Origin of the sequence: Glutamicibacter sp. HZAU (assembly GCF_004100365.1) — a bacterium.
GTDB lineage: Bacteria > Actinomycetota > Actinomycetes > Actinomycetales > Micrococcaceae > Glutamicibacter > Glutamicibacter nicotianae.
The window spans coordinates 407,272-428,102 of record NZ_SCKZ01000003.1; the positions used below are offsets into that span (position 1 = coordinate 407,272).

16 protein-coding genes are annotated in these 20,831 nt (G+C 61.6%); 7 read left to right on the forward strand and 9 right to left on the reverse strand.

Annotated features, from left to right (window positions below; all coding sequences use genetic code 11):
- Positions 1 to 196: 196 nt before the first annotated feature.
- From EKH49_RS06615 to helR, 5 genes are all read right to left on the reverse strand, one after another.
- On the reverse strand, positions 197 to 649 hold the full coding sequence (locus EKH49_RS06615) for a DUF2871 domain-containing protein (RefSeq protein WP_128470193.1): 453 nt from the start codon (positions 647 to 649) through the stop codon (positions 197 to 199).
- Positions 642 to 2,744 (reverse strand): MMPL family transporter, encoded by a 2,103-nt coding sequence (locus EKH49_RS06620; RefSeq protein WP_128470194.1) that lies wholly within the window; start codon positions 2,742 to 2,744, stop codon positions 642 to 644. The genes EKH49_RS06615 and EKH49_RS06620 overlap by 8 nt, the downstream gene beginning before the upstream one ends.
- A gap of 111 nt (positions 2,745 to 2,855) precedes the next feature.
- Positions 2,856 to 3,476, reverse strand: a complete 621-nt coding sequence (locus EKH49_RS06625; protein ID WP_201739573.1) for a response regulator — start codon at positions 3,474 to 3,476, stop codon at positions 2,856 to 2,858.
- Positions 3,470 to 4,717, reverse strand: coding sequence for a sensor histidine kinase (locus EKH49_RS06630; protein ID WP_128470196.1), 1,248 nt, complete (start codon positions 4,715 to 4,717; stop codon positions 3,470 to 3,472). The genes EKH49_RS06625 and EKH49_RS06630 overlap by 7 nt, the downstream gene beginning before the upstream one ends.
- Positions 4,718 to 4,748: 31 nt before the next feature.
- On the reverse strand, positions 4,749 to 6,908 hold the full coding sequence (helR, locus tag EKH49_RS06635; RefSeq protein WP_161567464.1) for an RNA polymerase recycling motor ATPase HelR: 2,160 nt from the start codon (positions 6,906 to 6,908) through the stop codon (positions 4,749 to 4,751).
- Between the two features lie 449 nt (positions 6,909 to 7,357).
- On the opposite strand from helR, the gene ileS reads away from it, so the two are divergent.
- The 4 genes from ileS to ndk are packed head-to-tail and all read left to right on the forward strand — an operon-like array spanning position 7,358 to position 12,858.
- A complete protein-coding gene (ileS, locus tag EKH49_RS06640) occupies positions 7,358 to 10,618 on the forward strand; it encodes an isoleucine--tRNA ligase (protein ID WP_128470198.1) in 3,261 nt (1,086 codons plus the stop codon).
- 56 nt (positions 10,619 to 10,674) lie between these two features.
- Positions 10,675 to 11,970 (forward strand): bifunctional folylpolyglutamate synthase/dihydrofolate synthase, encoded by a 1,296-nt coding sequence (locus EKH49_RS06645; RefSeq protein ID WP_442903501.1) that lies wholly within the window; start codon positions 10,675 to 10,677, stop codon positions 11,968 to 11,970.
- Complete coding sequence (locus tag EKH49_RS06650; protein WP_128470200.1) at positions 11,970 to 12,401, forward strand: DUF4233 domain-containing protein; 432 nt, start codon at positions 11,970 to 11,972, stop codon at positions 12,399 to 12,401. Before EKH49_RS06645 ends, EKH49_RS06650 begins: the two co-directional genes overlap by 1 nt.
- A 40-nt stretch (positions 12,402 to 12,441) precedes the next feature.
- On the forward strand, positions 12,442 to 12,858 hold the full coding sequence (ndk, locus tag EKH49_RS06655) for a nucleoside-diphosphate kinase (protein ID WP_038990838.1): 417 nt from the start codon (positions 12,442 to 12,444) through the stop codon (positions 12,856 to 12,858).
- A gap of 63 nt (positions 12,859 to 12,921) precedes the next feature.
- Here ndk and EKH49_RS06660 read toward each other — a convergent pair whose 3' ends face one another.
- The 4 genes from EKH49_RS06660 to EKH49_RS06675 all read right to left on the reverse strand — a co-directional run bounded on the left by EKH49_RS06660 (position 12,922) and on the right by EKH49_RS06675 (position 16,506).
- A complete protein-coding gene (locus EKH49_RS06660) occupies positions 12,922 to 13,113 on the reverse strand; it encodes a hypothetical protein (protein ID WP_066138602.1) in 192 nt (63 codons plus the stop codon).
- 354 nt (positions 13,114 to 13,467) lie between these two features.
- Positions 13,468 to 14,769 carry an AI-2E family transporter gene (locus tag EKH49_RS06665; RefSeq protein WP_128470201.1) on the reverse strand — a complete coding sequence of 434 codons (1,302 nt, stop codon included), beginning with the start codon at positions 14,767 to 14,769 and terminating at the stop codon, positions 13,468 to 13,470.
- Between the two features lie 254 nt (positions 14,770 to 15,023).
- On the reverse strand, positions 15,024 to 15,611 hold the full coding sequence (locus EKH49_RS06670; protein WP_073706135.1) for a GNAT family N-acetyltransferase: 588 nt from the start codon (positions 15,609 to 15,611) through the stop codon (positions 15,024 to 15,026).
- Between the two features lie 271 nt (positions 15,612 to 15,882).
- The gene (locus EKH49_RS06675; protein WP_038990843.1) at positions 15,883 to 16,506 is read right to left on the reverse strand and encodes a vitamin K epoxide reductase family protein; all 624 of its coding nucleotides are present in this window, start codon (positions 16,504 to 16,506) and stop codon (positions 15,883 to 15,885) included.
- Positions 16,507 to 17,112: 606 nt separating this feature from the next.
- Between EKH49_RS06675 and EKH49_RS06680 the strand changes: the two genes are divergently transcribed.
- From EKH49_RS06680 to rpmA, 3 genes are all read left to right on the forward strand, one after another.
- On the forward strand, positions 17,113 to 19,929 hold the full coding sequence (locus tag EKH49_RS06680) for an Rne/Rng family ribonuclease (protein ID WP_128470202.1): 2,817 nt from the start codon (positions 17,113 to 17,115) through the stop codon (positions 19,927 to 19,929).
- 227 nt (positions 19,930 to 20,156) lie between these two features.
- Positions 20,157 to 20,465: a 50S ribosomal protein L21 gene (rplU, locus tag EKH49_RS06685; RefSeq protein ID WP_022875304.1), complete on the forward strand. Its 309-nt coding sequence runs from the start codon at positions 20,157 to 20,159 to the stop codon at positions 20,463 to 20,465.
- 49 nt (positions 20,466 to 20,514) lie between these two features.
- Positions 20,515 to 20,769, forward strand: a complete 255-nt coding sequence (gene rpmA / locus EKH49_RS06690; protein WP_013349162.1) for a 50S ribosomal protein L27 — start codon at positions 20,515 to 20,517, stop codon at positions 20,767 to 20,769.
- Positions 20,770 to 20,831 lie beyond the last annotated feature (62 nt).

A 20,831-nucleotide genomic window follows, 5' to 3' on the forward strand; every position in this document is an offset into this window, starting at 1 on the left:
TCCCTCGGCAAATCTGCTGAGGGACCCTGCCCATTGGTGTTTTCAGCCCGCAACTTCTTCGACTTGCTACCGGCCGAATCAGTATCAGCTGCCATGAGCAGCGCTGCTGCCAGGGCTACCGCGCGATGCTCAGACCCGCCCTGCCAGCCAGTTCACCGGCCAGCCGGGAACGGCAAATCGACGACGGGCCGATTGCCTAGCCCTCGACTGCCCGCTTCCGTGCGGCCTTCTGTTGATCACCGGCGCCGACACTGCGGCGGAGCATGATGAATAGCAGGATCATGCCTGCAGTGATCGACATGTGTCCAAGGCCCGCGATGCCGGAGACCATCTTGGAGGACTCGATGCCCAGCACGGTCATGATGCCGTGGGTGAGCTGCATGCCCGCAGTGAGGAGCACGCCCGCGTTGTAGGTTCCCATGAACCATGCGAAGAGCTTGCGATGCTGGCTCAGGCCGAAGGCCTTCTCCAACATGAGCACCAGCAGCAAGATGATGAAGCCGAGGACGAGCAGATGGGTATGGACTACCGATAGCTGGGTCCACGCTCCCTCCGGGAAACCGTTCATCTTGGTGAATTCGCGGTAGAAGAGGCCTGAGGCGACTCCGAGGATCATGTAGGTGAAGGAGAAATTGACGAGCTTACGCATTGATGTTGCTTTCTTTCTGAGTGATTGGTTCTGCAGATGCTTCCGCAGGGGAGGAAACGTGGCCGAAGACCGGGCGCTTGGCCGAACCCAGGACCGCGAACAGCGCGGGCAGCAGCAGGGTTCGAACAACGAATGTGTCCAGCAGGACGCCGAGTCCGACGATCAGGCCGAGCTGGCCCAGGACGGTCAGCGGCAAGGTCGCCAGGGCGGCGAATACTCCGGCGAGCACGAGCCCGGCACTGGTGATGACCGATCCGGTGCGGCTTGCCGCCAAGGCAACTGCTTCATGCAGTTCCAGCGCCTGTGCATCCTGGCGCACGCGCTGGGTCAGGAAGATCGTGTAGTCCACGCCGAGCGCTACCAGGAAGACGAAGGCCAACAGCGGCACTTGGACATCCAGCGCGTCAGCCTCGAAGACGACTGAGGAAACCAGCGAACCCAATCCGACAGCAGCTGCAGCACTGAGCAGGTTCACCACTCCCAGAGCCAGGGCAGTGCGCCATGAACGGGTGAGCCAGCCGAGCATCACGAAGCAGATCATCATGATCAGCGGCGCAATCACGTAGAGGTCTCGCAGGTGCATTTGATGCGAATCCAGTTGTTCTGCGCTCTGTCCGCCAATCAGCACCTTGCCGTCGCCTCCACGGGCTGCGACATCACGCAGCTGCTGAACAAGATCCTGGGCCTTCGCCGAGTTGGGATCAACGTCGGGAATCACCGAGAACTCCTGCCACGCGGTAGTGCCGAGCTGGCTTGCCTCGCCGACGCGTTTCACGTTCTCAAGGCGAGCGAATTCATCTCGCAATGGGCCAGTCCCTGCACCCTGTGCCAAGACGGTGACCGGCTGGGTTTCCCCGGCGGGGAAATGCTCTGCCAGCAGGTCCATGGCGCTGGAGGATTCAGTTGCCGTGCGGAATTGCTGGGTTTGATCCAGACCGATACGCGTACCGGTGAGTGCTCCGGCAAGCACCAGAAGCAATAGTGCCATCGCGGTGAGGTTCAGTCCCGGACGGTTCATCACGGAGCGAGCTGCACGGCCGAAGAAATTCTCCGTCTTGGCTTCCTGTCCTGGACGGGGAATCAATGGCCAGAAGGCGTTGCGGCCGCACATGGCCAGGATCGGGGGTAAGAGGAACAGCGCGAAGATCGCCGCGATCAGCAAGCCGACGGCGCAAACGATACCCAATCCGCGCGTATCGTCCATGACTGCCAGACCCAGGGTGAGCAGAGCCAAAACCACGGTCAGGTTTGAAGTGAGAATGGCCTCGAAGCTGGATGCCCAGGCTTTGGCCAGCGCTTGACGGTGATCAGCATGCTTATGCAACTCATCGCGGTACCTGGAGATCAGCAGCAGGGCGTAGTTGGTGCCTGCGCCGAAGACCAGGACGCTGAGCACGCCGGAATCGAAGTGCAGGTCGAAGGCATTGCCCAGCAGGTTGGCCACCAGAGAGGCGCTGCGGTCGGCGATGGCAACGACCGCCAACGGGATCAGCCAGAGCACCGGCGATCGGTAGGTCAAGATCAGCAGGACAGCCACGATTCCTACGGTGACTGCCAACAGGGTGAAGTCGGCGCCGGCAAATGCATTGGTGACATCGACTGCAAAGGCGGTAGGCCCGGTGACCTGAAGCTGCAAATCTGCTGATGGATGATCCTGGATCCAGCCTCGAATCGACTTGAGCGTTTCTCGGTCGGCCGCATCGGACACGGTATTCCAGGAGAGCGGAACCATGGCTGCCTGCTGATCCTCGCTGGCCATGGTGCGGCCAGCGGTGACGTTCGCTGCGTGACCCAAGGCGTCTGCCTGGCGATCAATCATTGCGCGGTCGTTGTTGCTGAGCGAATGGCCATTTTCACGGCTGGCCACCAGCAGGGCCGTGGTTTCGGACTCGTTGGAGTTCGCAGCGATGATCTGGGCGACCTTGGCCGAATCCGAATCGCCCACCAGCGAGCTCGCTGACCGGGCCGGAGCCTGGATGCTGCTCAGTGCGCCAAAGAGGACGAGAACTGCTGCGAAGATGCCGACGGCCCACAGGCGAGCGCCGCGCCGGCTGGTCAGCGAATCGCCGACTCGGGAAATAACTGGAACTTTCATAGTTCCAGTTAATGAGTTTTTGCAGTCCAATCCATCGTGGAAAAGGGCGAATAAAAGTTCAACCGAAAGGTTGAGACGGTACTCGGCGTGTCTTGCGAATACCGGTAGAACCTAGAGCAAACCGTGGTCTTTCGCCTTGTTGATGGCATCGGTACGGCTGGAAGCTTGAAGCTTGTCGAAGATATGCACCAGATGGGTCTTCACCGTTGCTTCGGAAACGAACAATGCCTTGGCTATCTGCTTGTTTCCGGCACCGGTAGCCAGTTGGGCCAGCACGTCTTTCTCGCGTGCAGTCAGCTCGATCTTTGGCCGCCGCATGCCCTGGACAACCCGCAGGGTCATCTCTGGGGCCAGCACCATCTGGCCGGCCGCTGCTTGGCGAATGGAATCCACGATGGTTTGCGCACTGACGTCCTTGAGCAGATAGCCGGCGGCTCCGGCTTCGATGCAGGCCAAGATTTCCGAGTCCTTGTCGAACGTGGTCAGGATCAACACGTGGGGAGGCTTGGATAGCTTGCGGATGGCTGCCGTGGTCTGCGCGCCGTTCATCCCGGCACCGAGGCGCAGATCGCACAGCACTACATCAACCGGGTTGTCCTTGACGAACGCTAGCGCTTCCTCGCCGCTGGATGCCTCGCCGATCACTGCGATGTCTTCGAAGTTCTCAAAAAGCGCCCGCAACCCGGTGCGAACGATGGGATGGTCATCGACCAAGAGGATGCGGATCACGATTTGTCCTTTGCGGCGTTGATCGGAAGATGAGCGCACAGTGCTGTGCCTTCGCCTGGGGAGCTTTCGATGTCCAGTCCGCCGCCGAGCTCCCGGAGCCGCTGGTTCATGGCTTTCAGGCCGAACCCGCCAGCCTCGGTGCTGGTTTGCGCAGGACCGGAATTCGGCGTGAACCCAACACCGTCATCCACGATATCCAGGCGGACTTCGTCGCCACTGCTGCTCAAGCTGATAGCAACGATGGAAGAGTGTGCATGGCGAAGGACGTTAGAGAGCGCCGACTGCGCGGTGCGCAGCAAGGCAATCTGCACGCTGGGCTCCAGGGCGGGCAAACCCGGCTCGATGTCCAGCCGGGTGCTGACGTTCGAATCAGCTTCGAAATTCTCCAGTATCCGGTTCAATGCGCCGGCCAGTGCCTGCGAATCCAGTTCGGCGGGTGCGAGCGCGGCGATAATGCGGCGCAAATCGGTCAGCGCCTGTCCGGAAAGCTCATCAATGCGAACCAGTGCTTTCTCGGCTGCGTCCGGTTCCTTGGAGGCCTCTGCTGCCTTGGCATGCAGGCCGATGGAGGACAGCTGCTGTGCGACGGTGTCATGGATTTCGCGGGCCAGACGCGTGCGTTCCGTGGCGATGCCCGCCTCGTGCTGAGACCTCGCAAGTTCCTCTTGGAGGTCGGCCATTTCATGCTGGGCGCGGACCAGGGAATTCACGAGCGAGGTGCGCACTTGGGCATCGCGTTCCATCTGCAGGTAACCGCGGGAAATGCCCCAGGCGAACAAGCCCCCGACTAATGGACCGGCTATGGCCGCAATGCTCAGTTGCCCATGGTGCAGATACGGAGCAAGCAGCGTAAAGGCGTAGACGACCACCGACCACAAGATTGAGGGAAGGAACGGCAGCTGGTGGCCCAATAGCAGCCACAGGCTGAAGGCGAGCCACATGAATTCGGCCGAAACGAAGAGGCTTGCTATCCAGATCCCGAGCAGGAGCGCCAGCCACCATGCGCGCACCGCGAAGACGCCAGCCTTGGACTGGGCAGTGAAGCCTGCGCTGTACCAGCCAGCGAAAAGCACTGAGACGAGGATGGCAGGCAACGCGGCATCCTGAGTTGCTAGCTGACGCAGCAGCGCAATGGCAAGGAGAATCGCCGTGACCAGATGCTGGCCCCAACGCAGCACGCTTGGTGAGGCGAAGGCGTGCTGTTGATTCCGGGTTTCCAACCGTTGTGGTTCGGCAGTGCTCATGGAAGCCAGCCTACTAAAGGCTGCCCGATGGTTATTGTTCAGTCAGCATGACCAATTGAGCTGTCGCTCGCGTCATGGCCACGTACCGGCGTACTGCGCCGCGCCGGTTCCGGCCGAAGTTCTCCGGTTGGCAGACGAGAACCAGGTCGAATTCCAGCCCCTTGGCATGTTCAGGAGTCAGCACGCTGACTCGTTCGGAGGCGGGGAAACCCGGCAGCCCAATCACCGCAGCGGTGCCCTCATTATTTTCGGCCAGCCATTGATCCAGAATCTTCTTGAGGTGTGAAGGATGGGCATAGCGTACCGGCGCACCGTCTGCTCGCAGCGATTGCGGCACGTTGGCCTCCGGCATCTCCGGCAGGATCTGCGCTGCTGCGGCTTCCATGATCTGTGCGGTGCTGCGGTAGTTGACCCGCAACCGGGAGATGGAGATGTCGTGAATGCCAATGCTTGCTAGCCGCTGTTCCCATGACGTGCTGAAACCGTCAACGGCCTGGGCCCTGTCGCCGACAATCGTCAGGCTGCCCGACGGGCAACGGCGTTGGATCATTGCCCATTGGGCATCGGTCAGGTCTTGGGCTTCATCGACGACGACATGCGAGAAGGGCCCGTCGAAACTTTCCTTCGCCAACGGGGTCTCCAAGCTATGGCTGAGCAGATGCTCCTGGAGATCGTGGTGCATGAGCTGAGATGCCAGGTCTTCCTTGTCATCAGCCGAGGCCATGAGATCGTCTATGACGTTCGTCCATCGGTTTCGCTCTGCATGGATTCGAGACTGCTCGTCACGATGGCTGGTCTCGCTGTCCTGGTCTCCGATCAGATAGCGGGAATAATCGATCAACGGAATATCTGATGTCGTCCATGCGACTGGACGTGGGGCGGACAGCAACTTCTCGATCTGGTCGTCAGTGAGTTCCGAGCCGCTGTACCGAAGCAATGCGGGCGTCGAATACAAAGCCTTCAGGAGATTCAGCGGATCCAGGATGGGCCAGTATTCATTGAGCAGCGCTCCGAGTGCAGAACTTCGTGCCGCATCGGCGCGAAGTTGCGGTTCAGGGGCATTGCTGCCTGCTAGCTGGGGGAGCAGCAGGTCAACCAGAGCTTCGCGCAATTGGATGCGCGCTTCGTTGTGCGGAGTCTCGGAGTCGATCATGCCCACCGCGTCGCGCCATAGTTGCGCAGTGACCGTGGCTTGGAATTCACCGATATCGAGCACCACCTCGGTGGCGGGCGGCTCTTCAAAGACCTCGACTGCTTTCTTCAGCGCACTCAGCATGGCGGCACTGGATTTAATGCGCTGGACTTCGGGATCTTGTTCGGCAGGGAGATCTTGCCCTATCGAAACTATGTTCGAAAGAGTGGCAATGAGAACATCATCCTCTCCCAAATTCGCTAGGATATCAGAGACATAGGAGGAGTAGGCTTCATGCGGACTCACGACCAGCACCTTGCCTCCTTGGCTGCGCAGGCGCTGATCCGCGTAGAGCAAGTACGCGGCGCGGTGCAGGGCGACGACCGTCTTGCCGGTGCCTGGCCCGCCGTCAACCACCAGTGCTCCGCGCGAGCTGCTGCGGATGATCGCGTCCTGATCGGACTGGATCGTCGAGAGCACGTCCTGCATTTTCGGTGAGCGCTTGCTGCCAAGCGACGCGAGAAACGATGAGTGGTCATCCAGGCGGGTATGGGATTGCAGCTGGGAGGAATCGAATACTTCGTCCCAGTAGTCGGAAATGCGCTGGCGGCGCCAGCGGTAGCGGCGACGCATCGACAGCCCGTAGCTCTCTTCATGCGTGGCAGCGAAGAATGGTTCGGCCGCCGGGGTGCGCCAGTCCACCATCAGCTGCTTGCCTTGGGCATCGCTCAAGCCGGCTCGTCCGATGTAGAGGCGCTCGCCGGTCTGGGCGAATTGCATGTACCCCAAGCAGGCGTATGGTCCCATGAGGTCCAGCTGGCGCAGCCGCTGAGCCAGTTCGTTCAGCTCGACATCGCGCTGCAGGGATTGCTGGAGGGTGCCGGCCCGGTCCTTGCCGCGTGCAGCGATGCGCTCAACCGCTTCGGAGCGGAGCTGCTTGATGCGCGCGGCGATCTCTTCCAGCCGTTGCTGGTCCTGCTCGATGTCTTTCGCGAGTTCGGGTGTGGCATGTTCGTGGATGGAATCGAAGTAGCTGGTGTTAGAAGTTGCAGCAGGCACGCAGGCTCCCTGATCTGGATGGTTCTCGTGGGGAAGGTATCGATTATGGGCCATGGGTGGGGCCTTGCGGCAAGGCCCCCTCAACGCGCTATCCTGAAAATGCAGGCAACGGAGATTTCCTTGCATCAGCCCCTTTCCTCGGTGCTTGGGCCACAAGGCTGTGAGCCTGAACTCATTGCCATCTTGGGTGATCTGGGAATTTTCACCACGCGCATCACGCGGTACGATATAAGGACTGCGACTTCGATCCGGCTATCACCGGTGAGTCTTCGGAAGAACAGCGAACCTCGGGTTTGCCCAGTAGAACCGAACGGGACCAGCCCGTCACAGCTGATGATAAGTGGTTCTCCGCGATTTAGGCGGGGGATAAGCGGGGTGGTACCGCGGCATTATCGCCGTCCTCGTAGGCAAGGATTTATCGACCCTACGCTTGAAGGACGGCCCATTCGATGAGCTTCTACCCGAAGGTCACTACAGACCCAACCGGTTCGACCCCGGCTTCACCGCGATTCCCAGAACTTGAGAAGCGCGTCCTCGAATACTGGAAGAACGACAACACGTTCCAGGCCTCCATCGACCAGCGCGAAGGCGAAGAGTTCGTCTTCTACGACGGCCCTCCCTTCGCCAACGGCCTGCCGCACTACGGCCACCTGCTCACCGGCTATGTCAAGGATCTCGTCGCCCGCTACCAGACCCAGCGCGGCAAGCGCGTCGAGCGCCGCTTCGGCTGGGACACCCACGGGCTGCCCGCCGAGCTGGAAGCCATGAAGCAGCTGGGCATGACCGACAAGAAGCAGATCGAAGCCATGGGCATCGACAAGTTCAACGACGCCTGCCGCACCTCGGTGATGAAGTACGCCGACGAGTGGAAAGAGTACGTGAACCGCCAGGCTCGCTGGGTCGACTTCGAAAACGACTACAAGACCCTGAACGTCGAGTTCATGGAATCGGTCATCTGGGCCTTCAAGCAGCTGTCCGACAAGGGCCTGACCTACCAGGGCTTCCGTGTGCTCCCGTATTGCTGGAAGGACGAGACGCCGCTGTCCAACCACGAGCTGCGCATGGACGACGACGTCTACAAGAACCGCCAGGACCAGACCGTCACCGTCGGCTTCACCATCCTTGCCGGTGAGACCGAAGCATCCAAGGCCCTGGCCGGCGTGCAGGCCCTGGCCTGGACCACCACCCCGTGGACCCTGCCGACCAACGAGGCGCTGGCCGTGCACCCGGACATCGAGTACGTCGTTCTCCCAGCCGGCGAAGCTGGCGTGAAGGCCTCTGCCGCCGCCGGCCCATTCCTGCTGGCCCGCGACCTGCTCGGCTCCTACGCCAAGGACCTGGGCTACAAGGACGCCAAGGAAGCCGCCGCCGCGATCACCGCCAGCTACACCGGGGCCGACCTGGCCGGCGTGCGCTACGCCCCGCTGTGGGACACCTACACCGACACCGAGAAGTACGGCACCGAAAACGCCTGGCAGATTCTCACCGCCGACTATGTCACCGTGGCCGACGGCACCGGCATCGTGCACCAGGCTCCGGCCTACGGCGAGGATGACCAGAAGGTCTGCGAAGAGCACGGCATCCCGGTGATCCTCTCGGTGGACGAGGGCGCCAAGTTCCTGCCGGTCTTCGCCGGCGGGCCGCTGGCCGACATCGTCGGCGTGCAGGTCTTCGATGCGAACAAGACCATCACCAATGTGCTCAAGGACGAGGCCAAGCTGGTCAAGCAGGCTTCCTACGAGCACTCCTACCCGCATTGCTGGCGCTGCCGCACCCCGCTGATCTACCGCGCGATCTCCTCGTGGTACGTCGAGGTTTCCAAGTTCAAGGACCGCATGGTCGAGCTGAACGAGCAGATCAACTGGATCCCGGGCAACGTGAAGCACGGCCAGTTCGGCAAGTGGCTGGAAAACGCCCGCGACTGGTCGATCTCGCGCAACCGCTACTGGGGTTCGCCGATCCCGGTCTGGGAATGCTCGGGCGCCGAGTGCACCCACCGCGAGGTCTTCGGGTCGCTGGCCGAGCTGAAGGACTTCTTCGGCCGCCTGCCGGTGAACCACGACGGCCAGCCGGATCTGCATCGCCCGTTCATCGACGAGCTGACCCGCGCCCACGAAGGCTGTGCCGAAGGCGGCACGCTGACCCGCGTGGAAGACGTGCTCGACGTCTGGTTTGACTCCGGCTCGATGCCCTACGCCCAGGTGCACTACCCGTTCGACAACCAGGAATGGTTCGATTCCGGCCACCACCCGGCGGACTTCATCGTCGAGTACATCGGCCAGACCCGTGGCTGGTTCTACACCATGCACGTGCTGTCCACCGCGCTGTTCGACCGCCCGGCCTACACCAACGTGATCTCCCACGGCATCGTGCTGGGCTCGGACGGGCAGAAGATGTCCAAGTCGCTGCGCAACTACCCGGATGTCACCGAGGTCCTTGACCGCGACGGCTCGGATGCGATGCGCTGGTTCCTGATGGCTAGCCCGATCCTGCGCGGCGGCAACCTGGTGGTCACCGAGCAGGGCATCCGCGATGGCGTGCGCCAGGTGCTGCTGCCGCTGTGGAACGTCTGGCACTTCTTCAACCTGTACACCAACTCGGCCAACAACGGGGCCGGCTACGAGGCCAAGTTCACCACCGCTTCCACCGACCCGCTGGATGCGTACATGCTGGCCGCCACCGGCCAGCTGGTGCGCGAGGTCACCGAGGCGCTGGATTCCTACGAGGTTTCCGATGCCACCGAGGCGGTGCGCCACTACATGGACACGCTGACCAACTGGTACGTGCGCCGCTCGCGCCAGCGCTTCTTCGACGAGGACACCCAGGCCTTCGACACCCTGTACACCGCGCTGGAAACCCTGGTGAAGGTCACCGCTTCGCTGCTGCCGCTGGCCAGCGAGGAGATCTTCCGCGGGCTGACCGGGCAGCGCTCGGTGCACCTGGCCGACTGGCCGGATGCCGAGCAGTTCCCGGCCGACGCCGCGTTGCTGGAAACCATGGAAACCACCCGCAAGATCTGCTCGGTGGGCTCCTCGCTGCGCAAGGCCAAGAACCTGCGCGTGCGCCTGCCACTGGCCGAGCTGAAGGTCGTGCTCACCGATGCCGCCCGTCTGGAGGGCACCTATGCATCGATCATCAAGGACGAGCTGAACCTGAAGGCAGTGACCCTGATCGACGCCGAGGGAGTGGACGCTGCCAGCTACGGCATCAGCCAGCAGCTGGTGGTCAACGCCCGTGCCGCCGGCCCGCGCCTGGGCAAGAACGTGCAGCAGGCGATCAAGGGCGCCAAGTCCGGGGACTGGTCCGTCGCCAACGGCGTGGTCACCGCCGGCGGCTTGGAACTGGCCGAGGGCGAATACACCCTGGACACCGTGGTGGATGCGGCCGGCGAGATCGCCGCGGCGGTCATCGACGGCGGCTTCCTGGTGCTGGATACCGAGGTCACCGAGGCGCTGGCCGCCGAAGGCACCGCCCGCGACATGATCCGCTCCATCCAGTCCGCCCGCAAGGATGCCGACCTGCAGGTTTCGGACCGCATCCGCACCGTGATCACCGCCAGCGCGGCCACCATCGCAGCGCTGGAAGCCAACCGCGAACTGGTCGCCGGCGAAACCCTGAGCGCGCAGCTGGAGCTCGTCGCCGACGATTCGGCCAAGGGCGAGCAGGTTGCCGTGGCCAAGCTGGATTCCGGCAAAGTCGAGGCCAACTAGTGAGCGAACTGGACCGCGTCTACGCGCAATTGCTGTCCCGGGCCCCGGAGAACAAGATGGAGCCGCGCATGGCTCCGATGTTCCGGGCCATGGAGATCCTCGGCGAGCCGAACAAGGCCTGCCCGGTCATCCACATCACCGGCACCAACGGCAAGACCTCGACCGCACGCATGATCGAATCGCTGCTGATGGCGCACGATCTGCGCACCGGCCGCTACTCCTCGCCGCACCTGATTTCGGTCACCGAGCGCATAGCGATCGACGGTGCGCCGGTGGATGACGGGACCTTCGTGCGCGTATGGGATGAGATCAGCCCGTTCCTTGAGATCGTGGACGCCGAGCTCGTCGAGCGCGGGGAAAACAAGCTGACCTACTTCGAGGCTGTCACCATCCTCGCCTTCGCGGTCTTCGCCGAGGTCCCGGTGGATGTCGTGGTGCTCGAAGTGGGCCTGGGCGGCATCACCGATGCCACCAACGTGGCCGATGCCGATGTTTCGGTGATCACCCCGATCTCGCTGGACCACACCGACCTGCTCGGGGATACCCCGGGGGAGATCGCCGAGGAGAAGGTCGGCATCCTCAAGCCCGGAGGCTATCTGGTCTCCTCGGTGCAGCCGGTGGACGCGGCCGACGTGCTGCTGGCCCGCGCCCGCGAGCTCGACGTGCCGGCGGCCTTCGACACCCTGGACTTCAAGCTGCTGGATCGCCAGCATGGCGTGGGCGGGCAGCTGTTGTCCATCCAGGGCCAGGCCGCCCGCTACGACGAGATCTTCCTGCCGCTGTTCGGCGCCCACCAGGCGCAGAACGCCACCGTGGCCTTGGCCGCGGTGGAGGCATTCCTCGGCGGCGGACAGCGCGCGCTGAACGCCGACCTGGTCCGCGACGGCTTCGCCGCGGCGACGAGCCCGGGCCGGCTGGAACTGCTACGTGCGGCCCCGAGCATCCTGGTGGATGCCGGGCACAACCCGGACGGCATCCGCGTCACCGCGGAAGCGATCAAGGAGTCCTTCGGCTTCACGCGTCTGGTCCTGATGGTCGGCATCCTGCAGGAGAAGGACGCCGAGGCGATGCTCTACACTCTGCGCGAGGAATACGGGGACATGGTCGAGGACATCTGCATCACCCAGTCCTCCTCGCCGCGAGCCATTCCCGCCGGCGAGCTGTCCACCCTGGCCATCGATGCCGGCTGGCCGGAAGCTGACATCCACGTCACCGAAAACCTGGAAGACGCCATCGAGTGGTCCGTTGGCCGCGCGGAGGCAGGCAACGACCTGTCCGGCGGAGTGCTGGTCACCGGTTCGATTACACTGGTGGGCGAGATTTCACTATTGCTCAAGGGAGGCAAGTCCTAATGGCCAAACTCACCCGTGCCCAGCGCGAGTGGCGACCTGGGATGAAGAAGAAGCAGCGTTCCACGAAGATGATGTTCGCATCAACCGTGCTGGTCTGCGAGGCGCTGCTGGCGGTGTTCGTCACCCTCGCGGCCTTCGGGCTCAAGCGCGGCGAACCCGCAGTGGTGCTCAGCCTCGGCGCTGCCGTGGCGCTGCTGTGCATCTTCAACTGCGCCCTGCTGGGCAAGAAGATCGGCTACATCATCGGCTGGATCCTGCAGGTAGTGTTCTTCCTGAGCGGCTTCATCCTGGTGGACATGTTCTACCTGGCCGCGGCGTTCGCCCTGTGCTGGTGGTTTGCGCTGTCCAAGGGCGGGGAAATCGACGTGGAGAACAAGCGCCGTGCCGCCGCCCAGGAAGCCTGGGAAAAAGCCAACCCCGAGCAAGCCTAAGATTCCAAGAAGTACATCAACGATACGAAGAGGTAGTCACATGACTGAACGTACCCTGATCCTGGTCAAGCCAGATGGCGTCAAGCGCGGCCTGACCGGACAGATCCTTGCCCGCATCGAGGCCAAGGGCTACACCATTGCCAAGCTGCAGCAGCTGGAAGCTACTCGCGAGCTGCTCGCCGAGCACTATGCAGAGCACGAAGGCAAGCCGTTCTACGAGCCGCTGGTGGAGTTCATGCTCTCCGGTCCAGTGGTGGCGATCGTGGCTGAAGGCCAGAGCGTCATTGCAGGCTTCCGTTCGCTGGCCGGCACCACCGACCCGACCACCGCAGCCCCAGGCACCATCCGTGGCGACTTCGGCCGCGACTGGGGCCTGAAAGTCCAGCAGAACCTGGTCCACGGCTCGGACTCCGTTGAGTCCGCAGAGCGCGAGATCGGCATCTGGTTCGGCAAGTAAGCTGATACGCAAAAATCCCGGCAACCATGGGCTGCCGGGACTTTTGATCCCCGAAAGCGGAACCTAGAACCAGTCATCCAAACTGTCCTGGGCGAGCGCGGACGGTTGCTGCACCGAACTTCCGGACGCCTGCGCGGCCGAGTCCAGTGGCAGCTGCTCCGCGGCACCGATCCTGACCACCTGGTGGCGGTCGGCGATCGGGCCGACGGTCAGCGAAAAATACTTATCTGCTTCGTCATTGCTGGATTCCAGCACGTGGATACCTCCCAGTCTTCAGCACGCGTTAGCGCATTGATTGCGGGCGAAGCATGGCGCGGGATTCTCCCTGTTGGGGAAAACGAAGACATGCAGCAAGACTTCTCAAGGTGCTTGCGCATCCCGCGTCGCTCCACTTCCATCACTTCAGTCACATTAAACACAGAAACAACACGCACGGCAACGCGGGATTAGCCATCCACGCTCTGCTCGCATGGTGAAAACCCTGGAAATTCAGGGCTGGGAGGGTGCGTGAACGCCTTGAGAATTATTTGGAAATAATTCGAACGACAGCATTAAGTGGCGTAAGAAAGGGGCGCCCCTGCAATGCAGGAGCGCCCCCACTGGCGACAATTACGCAGAATCCTGAGGGGATTCCATGTGCTGTTCCCTGTGCTTCTCCTTGGCTTCGAGCTTTTCGATAGCCGCGTCCTCTTCGCTGATTTCAACTTCGGACTTGATGTCTTCACTGGCTTCAGCCACCGCATCCGACTTGTCGCGCCCGGTCCACACCTTGATCACCGCCCACGCTGCCGCAACCAGCGGCACCGCCAGGACGGCGCCAACGATGCCAGCCAGGACAGTGCCAGCGGTCAGCGCCATCAAGACGACCAGCGCATGCAGGCTCAGGGCATTGGCCATGACGACCGGCTGGAGGAAGTTGCCCTCCAGCTGATTCACCAAGATCACCGCGGCAAGCACGATTAGCGCAATCACTGGACCGTTGGTCACCAGCGCGATCAGCGTGGCCAGGATACCGGCAACCGTAGCACCGACCATCGGGACGAAGGATCCGAGGAAGACGATGACACCTAGCGGGATGGCCAAGGGGACCTGCACGATCAGCAATGTTGCGGTGATGCCCAAGGCATCTACTGCGGCCACGGTGGCAGTACCGCGGATGTAGCCGCCGAAGGTGCGCAGGGCCCGATCGCCGGAGAGAATCCACTTGTTGCGGTAGTGGCGTGGAGTCCACGACACGGCAAAGGCCCAGATCTTGTCTCCGTCCTTCAGGAAGAAGAACAGGATCACCAGAAGCAGGATCAAGCCAGTGACGAAGCTGCCGGCGGCGCTCAGCGTGTTCAATGCACCGGTGCCAAACTGGGAACTGGTCAAGAATCCGGTGATTGTTTCAACGACGCTGTCGATCTGGCTCTGGTCGATGTTGAACGGCATCGTGCCGATGAAGCCCCGGACCATCTCATTGAGCTGGTTGAAACCCTCGACAGCTTGGTCAACGAGCTTTGGCCACTCCCTGATGACCGAGAAGACCAGGCCGGTGCCGATGCCTCCTAGGATCAAGAGCGAACCGAGGAATACGATCCATGCTGCCAGCATCGGTGAAACGATTTTGCGCAGTTTGACGACAAGTGGCCATAGCGCGCAGGAAATGATGACGGCCAGCAGAGTCGGGATCACGATCATGGTCAAGCGGAGCATGCCGATGATGAGGAATGTTGCCAGAGCGCCAACGATCAATAGCTGCGCGCTGCGGATGCCCAGTCGGCCTAGCAAGTCGGTCCACAAGCTGGTGACAGTGAATTCTGGTTTGGCGTCCTTGGCCGGAACGCGGTGGTGCTCGGCAGGTGTCGGCTTGTCATCTTGAGACTGGTTCTTCGACAACGCGGCGAGCCTGACCTTACGGAAAAAAGCCATAGTCGCTCCTTGTAGCTGGTTCTGATAGCTCTAACAATAGGCTAACGACTTGACAAGGTTCCGGGGCAACACCGCAAGACTGATTATTTAGTGTTGGCTAGGCCAATAGAACCTGCTTCTGCACCATTAAGCCGAAGATTCCTACAACTATTGGCTGATTTTACAAGCGCTCTGGAGGCAAGCTCATGCAAAGCAACGGTGCCGCGCGCTGCGCGGCCCCGTTGCTTTCAAATCTTGTTCGCTGCCTCTCCGGGCTATTTGGCGCTGAAGTATTCCTTGGCCAGCAGCCCCATGATGATCTTGTCGTGGAACGAGCCGTCGTGGAATCCGGCTTGGCGCACCCTGCCCTCTTCACGGAATCCTGCGCGGTTGAAGGTGCGTAGCGCGCGCTCGTTGTATGCCCAGACGTTCAGGCCGATGCGGTTCAACCCCATTTCGCGGAAGCCGTAATCGATGATCATCTTGATGGCCATTGTGCCGTAGCCTTGGCCAACATTGGATCCGCCGATCATGATCATCAGCTCGGCAGAACGCGCTGGAGCGTTGTATTCGTACAATGCTGTGTGCCCAATCAGCGTATCGTCGGGAAGCGTGATCGACAGTCCAACGCCGTCGGTGGTGCCCCGGTTGATGCTCCGGGACTTGAAGAGTTCTGCGGCCTCGGTGACCGGGTGGGGAAGTACCAGGTTGCCTTGCAGGGCCATGAACTCCGGACTGTTCCACCATTGGGTGAGGAATGCAAGATCTTCCTCTTGCAGTTCACGCAGCCGTATGTGTTCGGAAATTAGCAGATTAATTCCGTAGTCTTGGGCATTTTCTGTGTTCCATATGTCACTTGCCATGCATCCAATCTACCGGGTCTAGCTGAGCGGCGCCCGGAAAATCGTTGTTGGCGAAGCCGTGCAGGTGCCGCCATGTGTCCTATAAGCGCTAGTCGCAGCGGGAATTGGGATTCCTTTGCGCATTGGCGCGTCGGGGGGCAACAAAAAGTGGTACAAGGTCTGGACATGACCTATATGGCCGGCGGGGTGGGGCGGAGTGCCGGGAACAGCACTGCGGGGCCGTCACCGGAAGTGGCGGCCCCGCAGGTACGTGAGGAGATCTGGAGTTGTTCTAGCCGAAGAAGGCGTGCGGGAAACGCAGGACGACCGATGCGGCGAGGAGCACCCAGATGATAGCGGTGATGATCCAGCTCCACTCGCTGAAGAACTTCTTCACGCCGGGGCCTGCGGGAATCACGCCGGTGAGCACATTGCGTGCGGTAGTGAAGACGAACAATGGAATCGTCATGACCCAGACGACCATGCAGTATGGGCACAGTGCATTGATTTCGTAGAGGGCCTGGGACCAGAACCAGATCACCAACCCCATGGCCGCCGTCACGCCCAGCTGGAAGCACAGCCAGAACCAGCGCTTCAGGTTGCTTGCGCCGGCAAGCAGGGCGAAGCCGATCGTGATTACCACTGCGAAACAGACAATCCCGAAAAAGGGGTTGGGGAAACCGAAAATGCCTGCTTGCTCGGATTTCATCACGGTGCCACAAGAGATCCAGGGATTAACATCGCAACTGGTGATGTAGTCGGGGTTCTTGTAGAGCTCCAAGCGTTCCAGAACCAGGATTCCGGCGGCGAGCCAAGAGACCAACCCGGTAACGATGATGAACAGGCCGAAGCCGCGTTCCTTAGCCCACCAGGGCAACACGCCCGAGCCGCGGCTATTTTCTAGTGATGAAACCATGTTTTGACTATTCCATAAGTTCATAGGAAAGCGGGTAATTCCGCCGTGGGCTTTTTCATCCTAGGAAGCGTTTCTGTGCAACAGGTGAGAAGCAATGAACAAGGCGTGAACGAAATATGAGAGAATGTAAATGGTTGTTCGCGGATCCACAGTCTGCTTTCAACCCGACGACAGACTTTTGAAACGACAGATCGACAGGCGATGCATCGCTTCGGTTGAGTGCCCAATATGTGCGCCTCCCGAGGGAATACCGCGGATCGTAGGGCTGCAAAGGAAAGCAGCCGGTTTTCTTAGGCCACGTTGATCCGCAGGATTTGCGCATGGTTCAGAATTTTGGACCTGCGTTGAACCCGCGGAAAATAGCGAGCTTTTGTGTCCGGCCTTCTGGAAGTCAGGTAGGCCAAGCGACACGTGATGATTGTAGTTTCAGCGACGGCGCCGTCTGTGGAGGATGCCGAAGCGGGACATAGTAGGAGTACGCGAATTTAAATGAGCGCAGCAAATCAACGAAAGGGTGGAGCGCAAGGTAATAAGCGGGGCAACCGTTCAACTCGAGCCCGCCGTACCAGTGTTTCAACCACGCCTGCGCGGCCACTGCGTCGCGCCATGACCTTGGCCGAACTCAATGCCGCTGCCGGTGTCGAGGAAAGCCCATACCGCTGGCGGGCCACCCGCCGCACCCAGGTTTCCACGCCTGATTCCACCAAGCGGGCCAGCCGCCAAGCAGAACGCCGTGCCCAGGCGGCACGCGATACCGCCAATGACGCGGCCGTCGAGCTTGCCGCAGCCAAGCATGAAGACGCACAGGCGCAGAACGCCGAAGCAGCTGAAGCCGCCGAGCAGGAAGCTGCCCCGGTGGAAGAGGCGAACGACGTTGACCAGACCGGCATGCTGCTGGCCGAACACGGTAGTAGCATGATCCTCAATCCGTTTGCCGTGCCGGAAACCGCCCAGGCTGTGCTGGCCGCAGCCGTCGCGAAGAAGCAGGAACCTGCCCGCCGCGCCGCTGCCTCGAATTCCGCTGAAGACGCCGATTCCGACGACGTGACCTCGCGTCGCCGTCGCCGCCGTCGCCGTGGCGACGTGGACCTGGAGCTCGAAGGCGGCTCGCAGGATGATCCGCCGAACACCGTCACCCGCGTACGTGCTCCGCGTGGAAGCATCGAGAGCCACAGCTCGGTCAACAACAAGGTCGCCTCGGTGCGCGGTTCCACCCGCCTGGAAGCCAAGCGCCAGCGCCGCCGCGAATCGCGCGAAACCGGACGCCGCCGCCAGGTGATCACCGAGGCCGAGTTCCTGGCCCGCCGCGAGTCCGTCGAGCGCAAGATGATCGTGCGCCAGCGCGAAGACCGCATCCAGATCGGCGTGCTCGAAGACGGCGTGCTTGCAGAGCACTTCGTCTCCAAGACCCAGCAGGATTCGCTGATCGGCAACGTGTACGTCGGCAAGGTGCAGAATGTGCTGCCCTCCATGGAAGCCGCTTTCGTGGATATCGGACGCGGCCGCAACGCCGTGCTGTACGCAGGCGAAGTCAACTGGGATGTGGCAGCGCTCGAAGGCGCGCCACGCCGCATCGAGAACGCATTGAAGGCCGGCGACTCGGTCCTTGTCCAGGTCACCAAGGACCCGGTTGGCCACAAGGGTGCCCGCCTGACCAGCCAGATCTCGCTGCCGGGCCGCTACCTGGTCTACGTGCCGGGCGGTTCGATGACCGGCATCTCGCGCAAGCTGCCCGATGTTGAGCGCCAGCGCCTGAAGAAGATCCTCAAGGACCACCTGCCGGAAAACGCTGGCGTCATCGTGCGCACCGCCGCCGAAGGCGCCTCCGAGGAGGAGCTGACCAACGATATCAACCGGCTGCGCGCGCAGTGGGAAGGCATCGAGGAACAGGCGAACTCCACCAAGACCCTGGCTCCGGAACTGCTGTACTCGGAACCGGACCTGACCATCAAGGTAGTCCGCGACGTCTTCAACGAGGACTTCACCAAGCTGATCGTCTCGGGCGAGCACGCCTGGGACACCATCGAGGCCTATGTCATGTACGTGGCCCCGGACCTGATGGGACGCCTGGAGAAGTGGGAAGCCGAAGAGGACATCTTCGCCAATTTCCGCGTGGACGAGCAGATCGCCAAGGCACTGGACCGCAAGGTCTTCCTGCCTTCGGGCGGCTCGCTGGTCATCGACCGCACCGAGGCGATGACTGTCATCGACGTCAACACCGGCAAGTTCACCGGTTCGGGTGGCAACCTCGAAGAGACCGTGACCAAGAACAACTTGGAAGCGGCCGAGGAAGTCGTGCGCCAGCTGCGCCTGCGCGACATCGGCGGCATCATCGTCATCGACTTCATCGACATGGTGCTTGAGTCGAACCGCGACCTGGTGCTGCGCCGCCTGGTCGAGTGCCTGGGCCGCGACCGGACCAAGCACCAGGTGGCCGAAGTGACCTCGCTGGGCCTGGTGCAGATGACCCGCAAGCGCATGGGCACCGGACTGCTCGAAGTCTTCGGCGAAGAGTGCGAGCACTGCGCTGGTGCTGGCGTCATCACCCACGACGAGCCGGTCGAATCGCGCAAGTCCTTCAACTCGCATGGCGAAGCGCATGGCAAGAAGTTCAACGACAAGCCAAGCCGCAATTCCCGCCGCCGTCGCGGCGGCGAGAAGGACGAGCAGAAGCCGGTTGAGAAGCAGGACCAGGCAGCAGGGGAGAAGGACGAAGCCACGCGCAACGCCCTGGCCAATATTGCCGCCGCCTCGCACCTTGACGGCCCTGCTGAAAACGCAGTGAGCATCGAGGGCGAGCAGATTCCCGTGGCCAAGTCCGCGGCCCCTGCGCAGGCCGCCGAGGCTTCGGTGACCCTGGAGGCCCTGGAAGCCGCCTTGCCTGGCAAGGAAGAGTCCAGCGAAGAGCACGATGGCAGCCGCAAGCCGCGCCGCCGTTCGCGCTCCCGCGGACGCAACCGCAACCAGGCCGAGGAAAGCGCTTCGACCAACGAGGACGCACAGGCCAGCCAGGAACAGCAAGCTGCTCCTGGACCTGTTGCTGCCCCGAAGTCCGAAGAGCAGCCTCGCAAGCGTTCGCGCCGTGCATCGCGTCCGCAGGAGTCGGCGCAGCAGGACCAGCCGGTGCTTACCGGCCTGGCCATGCCAGCTGCCAGTGCTCCTGCCGCTGCAACTGCACCTGCTTCCGCTCCGGCTGCCGCCACGGCAACCCCGCAGATTTCCACGAAGCCAAAGCGCCGCAGTCGTCGGGCCACCTCGGTCCAGGGCGATGCGACGGCAGAGGTCCTCGTGGCAGAGGTATCCGCCGCTACCGGTTCGGTAGTCCAGATGGATGCCTCCGGTTCGAAGAAGGAAAAACCAGCTGAGTCTGCCGGGCAACCGGTCATGCTCGGTGTGGGTGTTCCGGTACGCGAACTGAAATAGATGAACTTGATCACGCTTCCCACGCTGGGGCAGTTTGTATTTGCTCCAGTGGCGGGGACTAGCGTAATCTAGTTGATCGGTGCTAAACGCCAAGATCACGGACTTTTGGTCCGCTCGGCGTCAAGGCACAAGCGCATGAGATCCCCGGATCGCATCCACTATGTGGGTGTTCGGGTCGATATCTGCGCCGGTAAGACAATAAACGTCGAGTAGAAGTGAGTACCCACGTGGTGTACGCAATTGTCCGCGCAGGCGGCCACCAGGAGAAGGTTTCCGTAGGAGACCTCATCACCGTTGACCGTCTTCAGGCTGCCCCAGGCAGCTCCATCGAGCTTCCAGCTTTGCTGTTGGTAGATGGCGAGAAGGTAACTTCCGCAGCTGCCGATCTGGCTAAGGTCAAGGTCACCGCTGAGGTTGTAGAAAACCTTCGCGGCGAGAAGATCGTTATCCAGAAGTACAAGAACAAGACCGGTTACAAGAAGCGCCAGGGCTTCCGTGCCGCTCTGACCAAGGTCAAGGTCACCTCGATCGCCTAATTCAGGCAATCGTAGAATCCATTTTTTGTAGCGAAAGAGGCTAAAAGGCATGGCACATAAGAAAGGTGCGAGTTCCACTCGCAACGGTCGCGATTCCAACGCACAGTACCTAGGCGTAAAGCGCTACGGTGGTCAGGAAGTCAAGGCAGGCGAAATCATCGTTCGCCAGCGTGGCACCCACTTCCACCCAGGCGCCGGCGTAGGCCGTGGCAAGGATGACACCCTGTTCGCATTGGCTGCTGGCGCAGTCGAGTTCGGCACCCGTCGTGGTCGCCGCGTGGTGAACATTGTGGCTGCTGCCTAATTCAGGCATCAGGCAAATTTTTTAGTACACAAGGGGTGGGCCGATTTCGGTCCGCCCCTTGC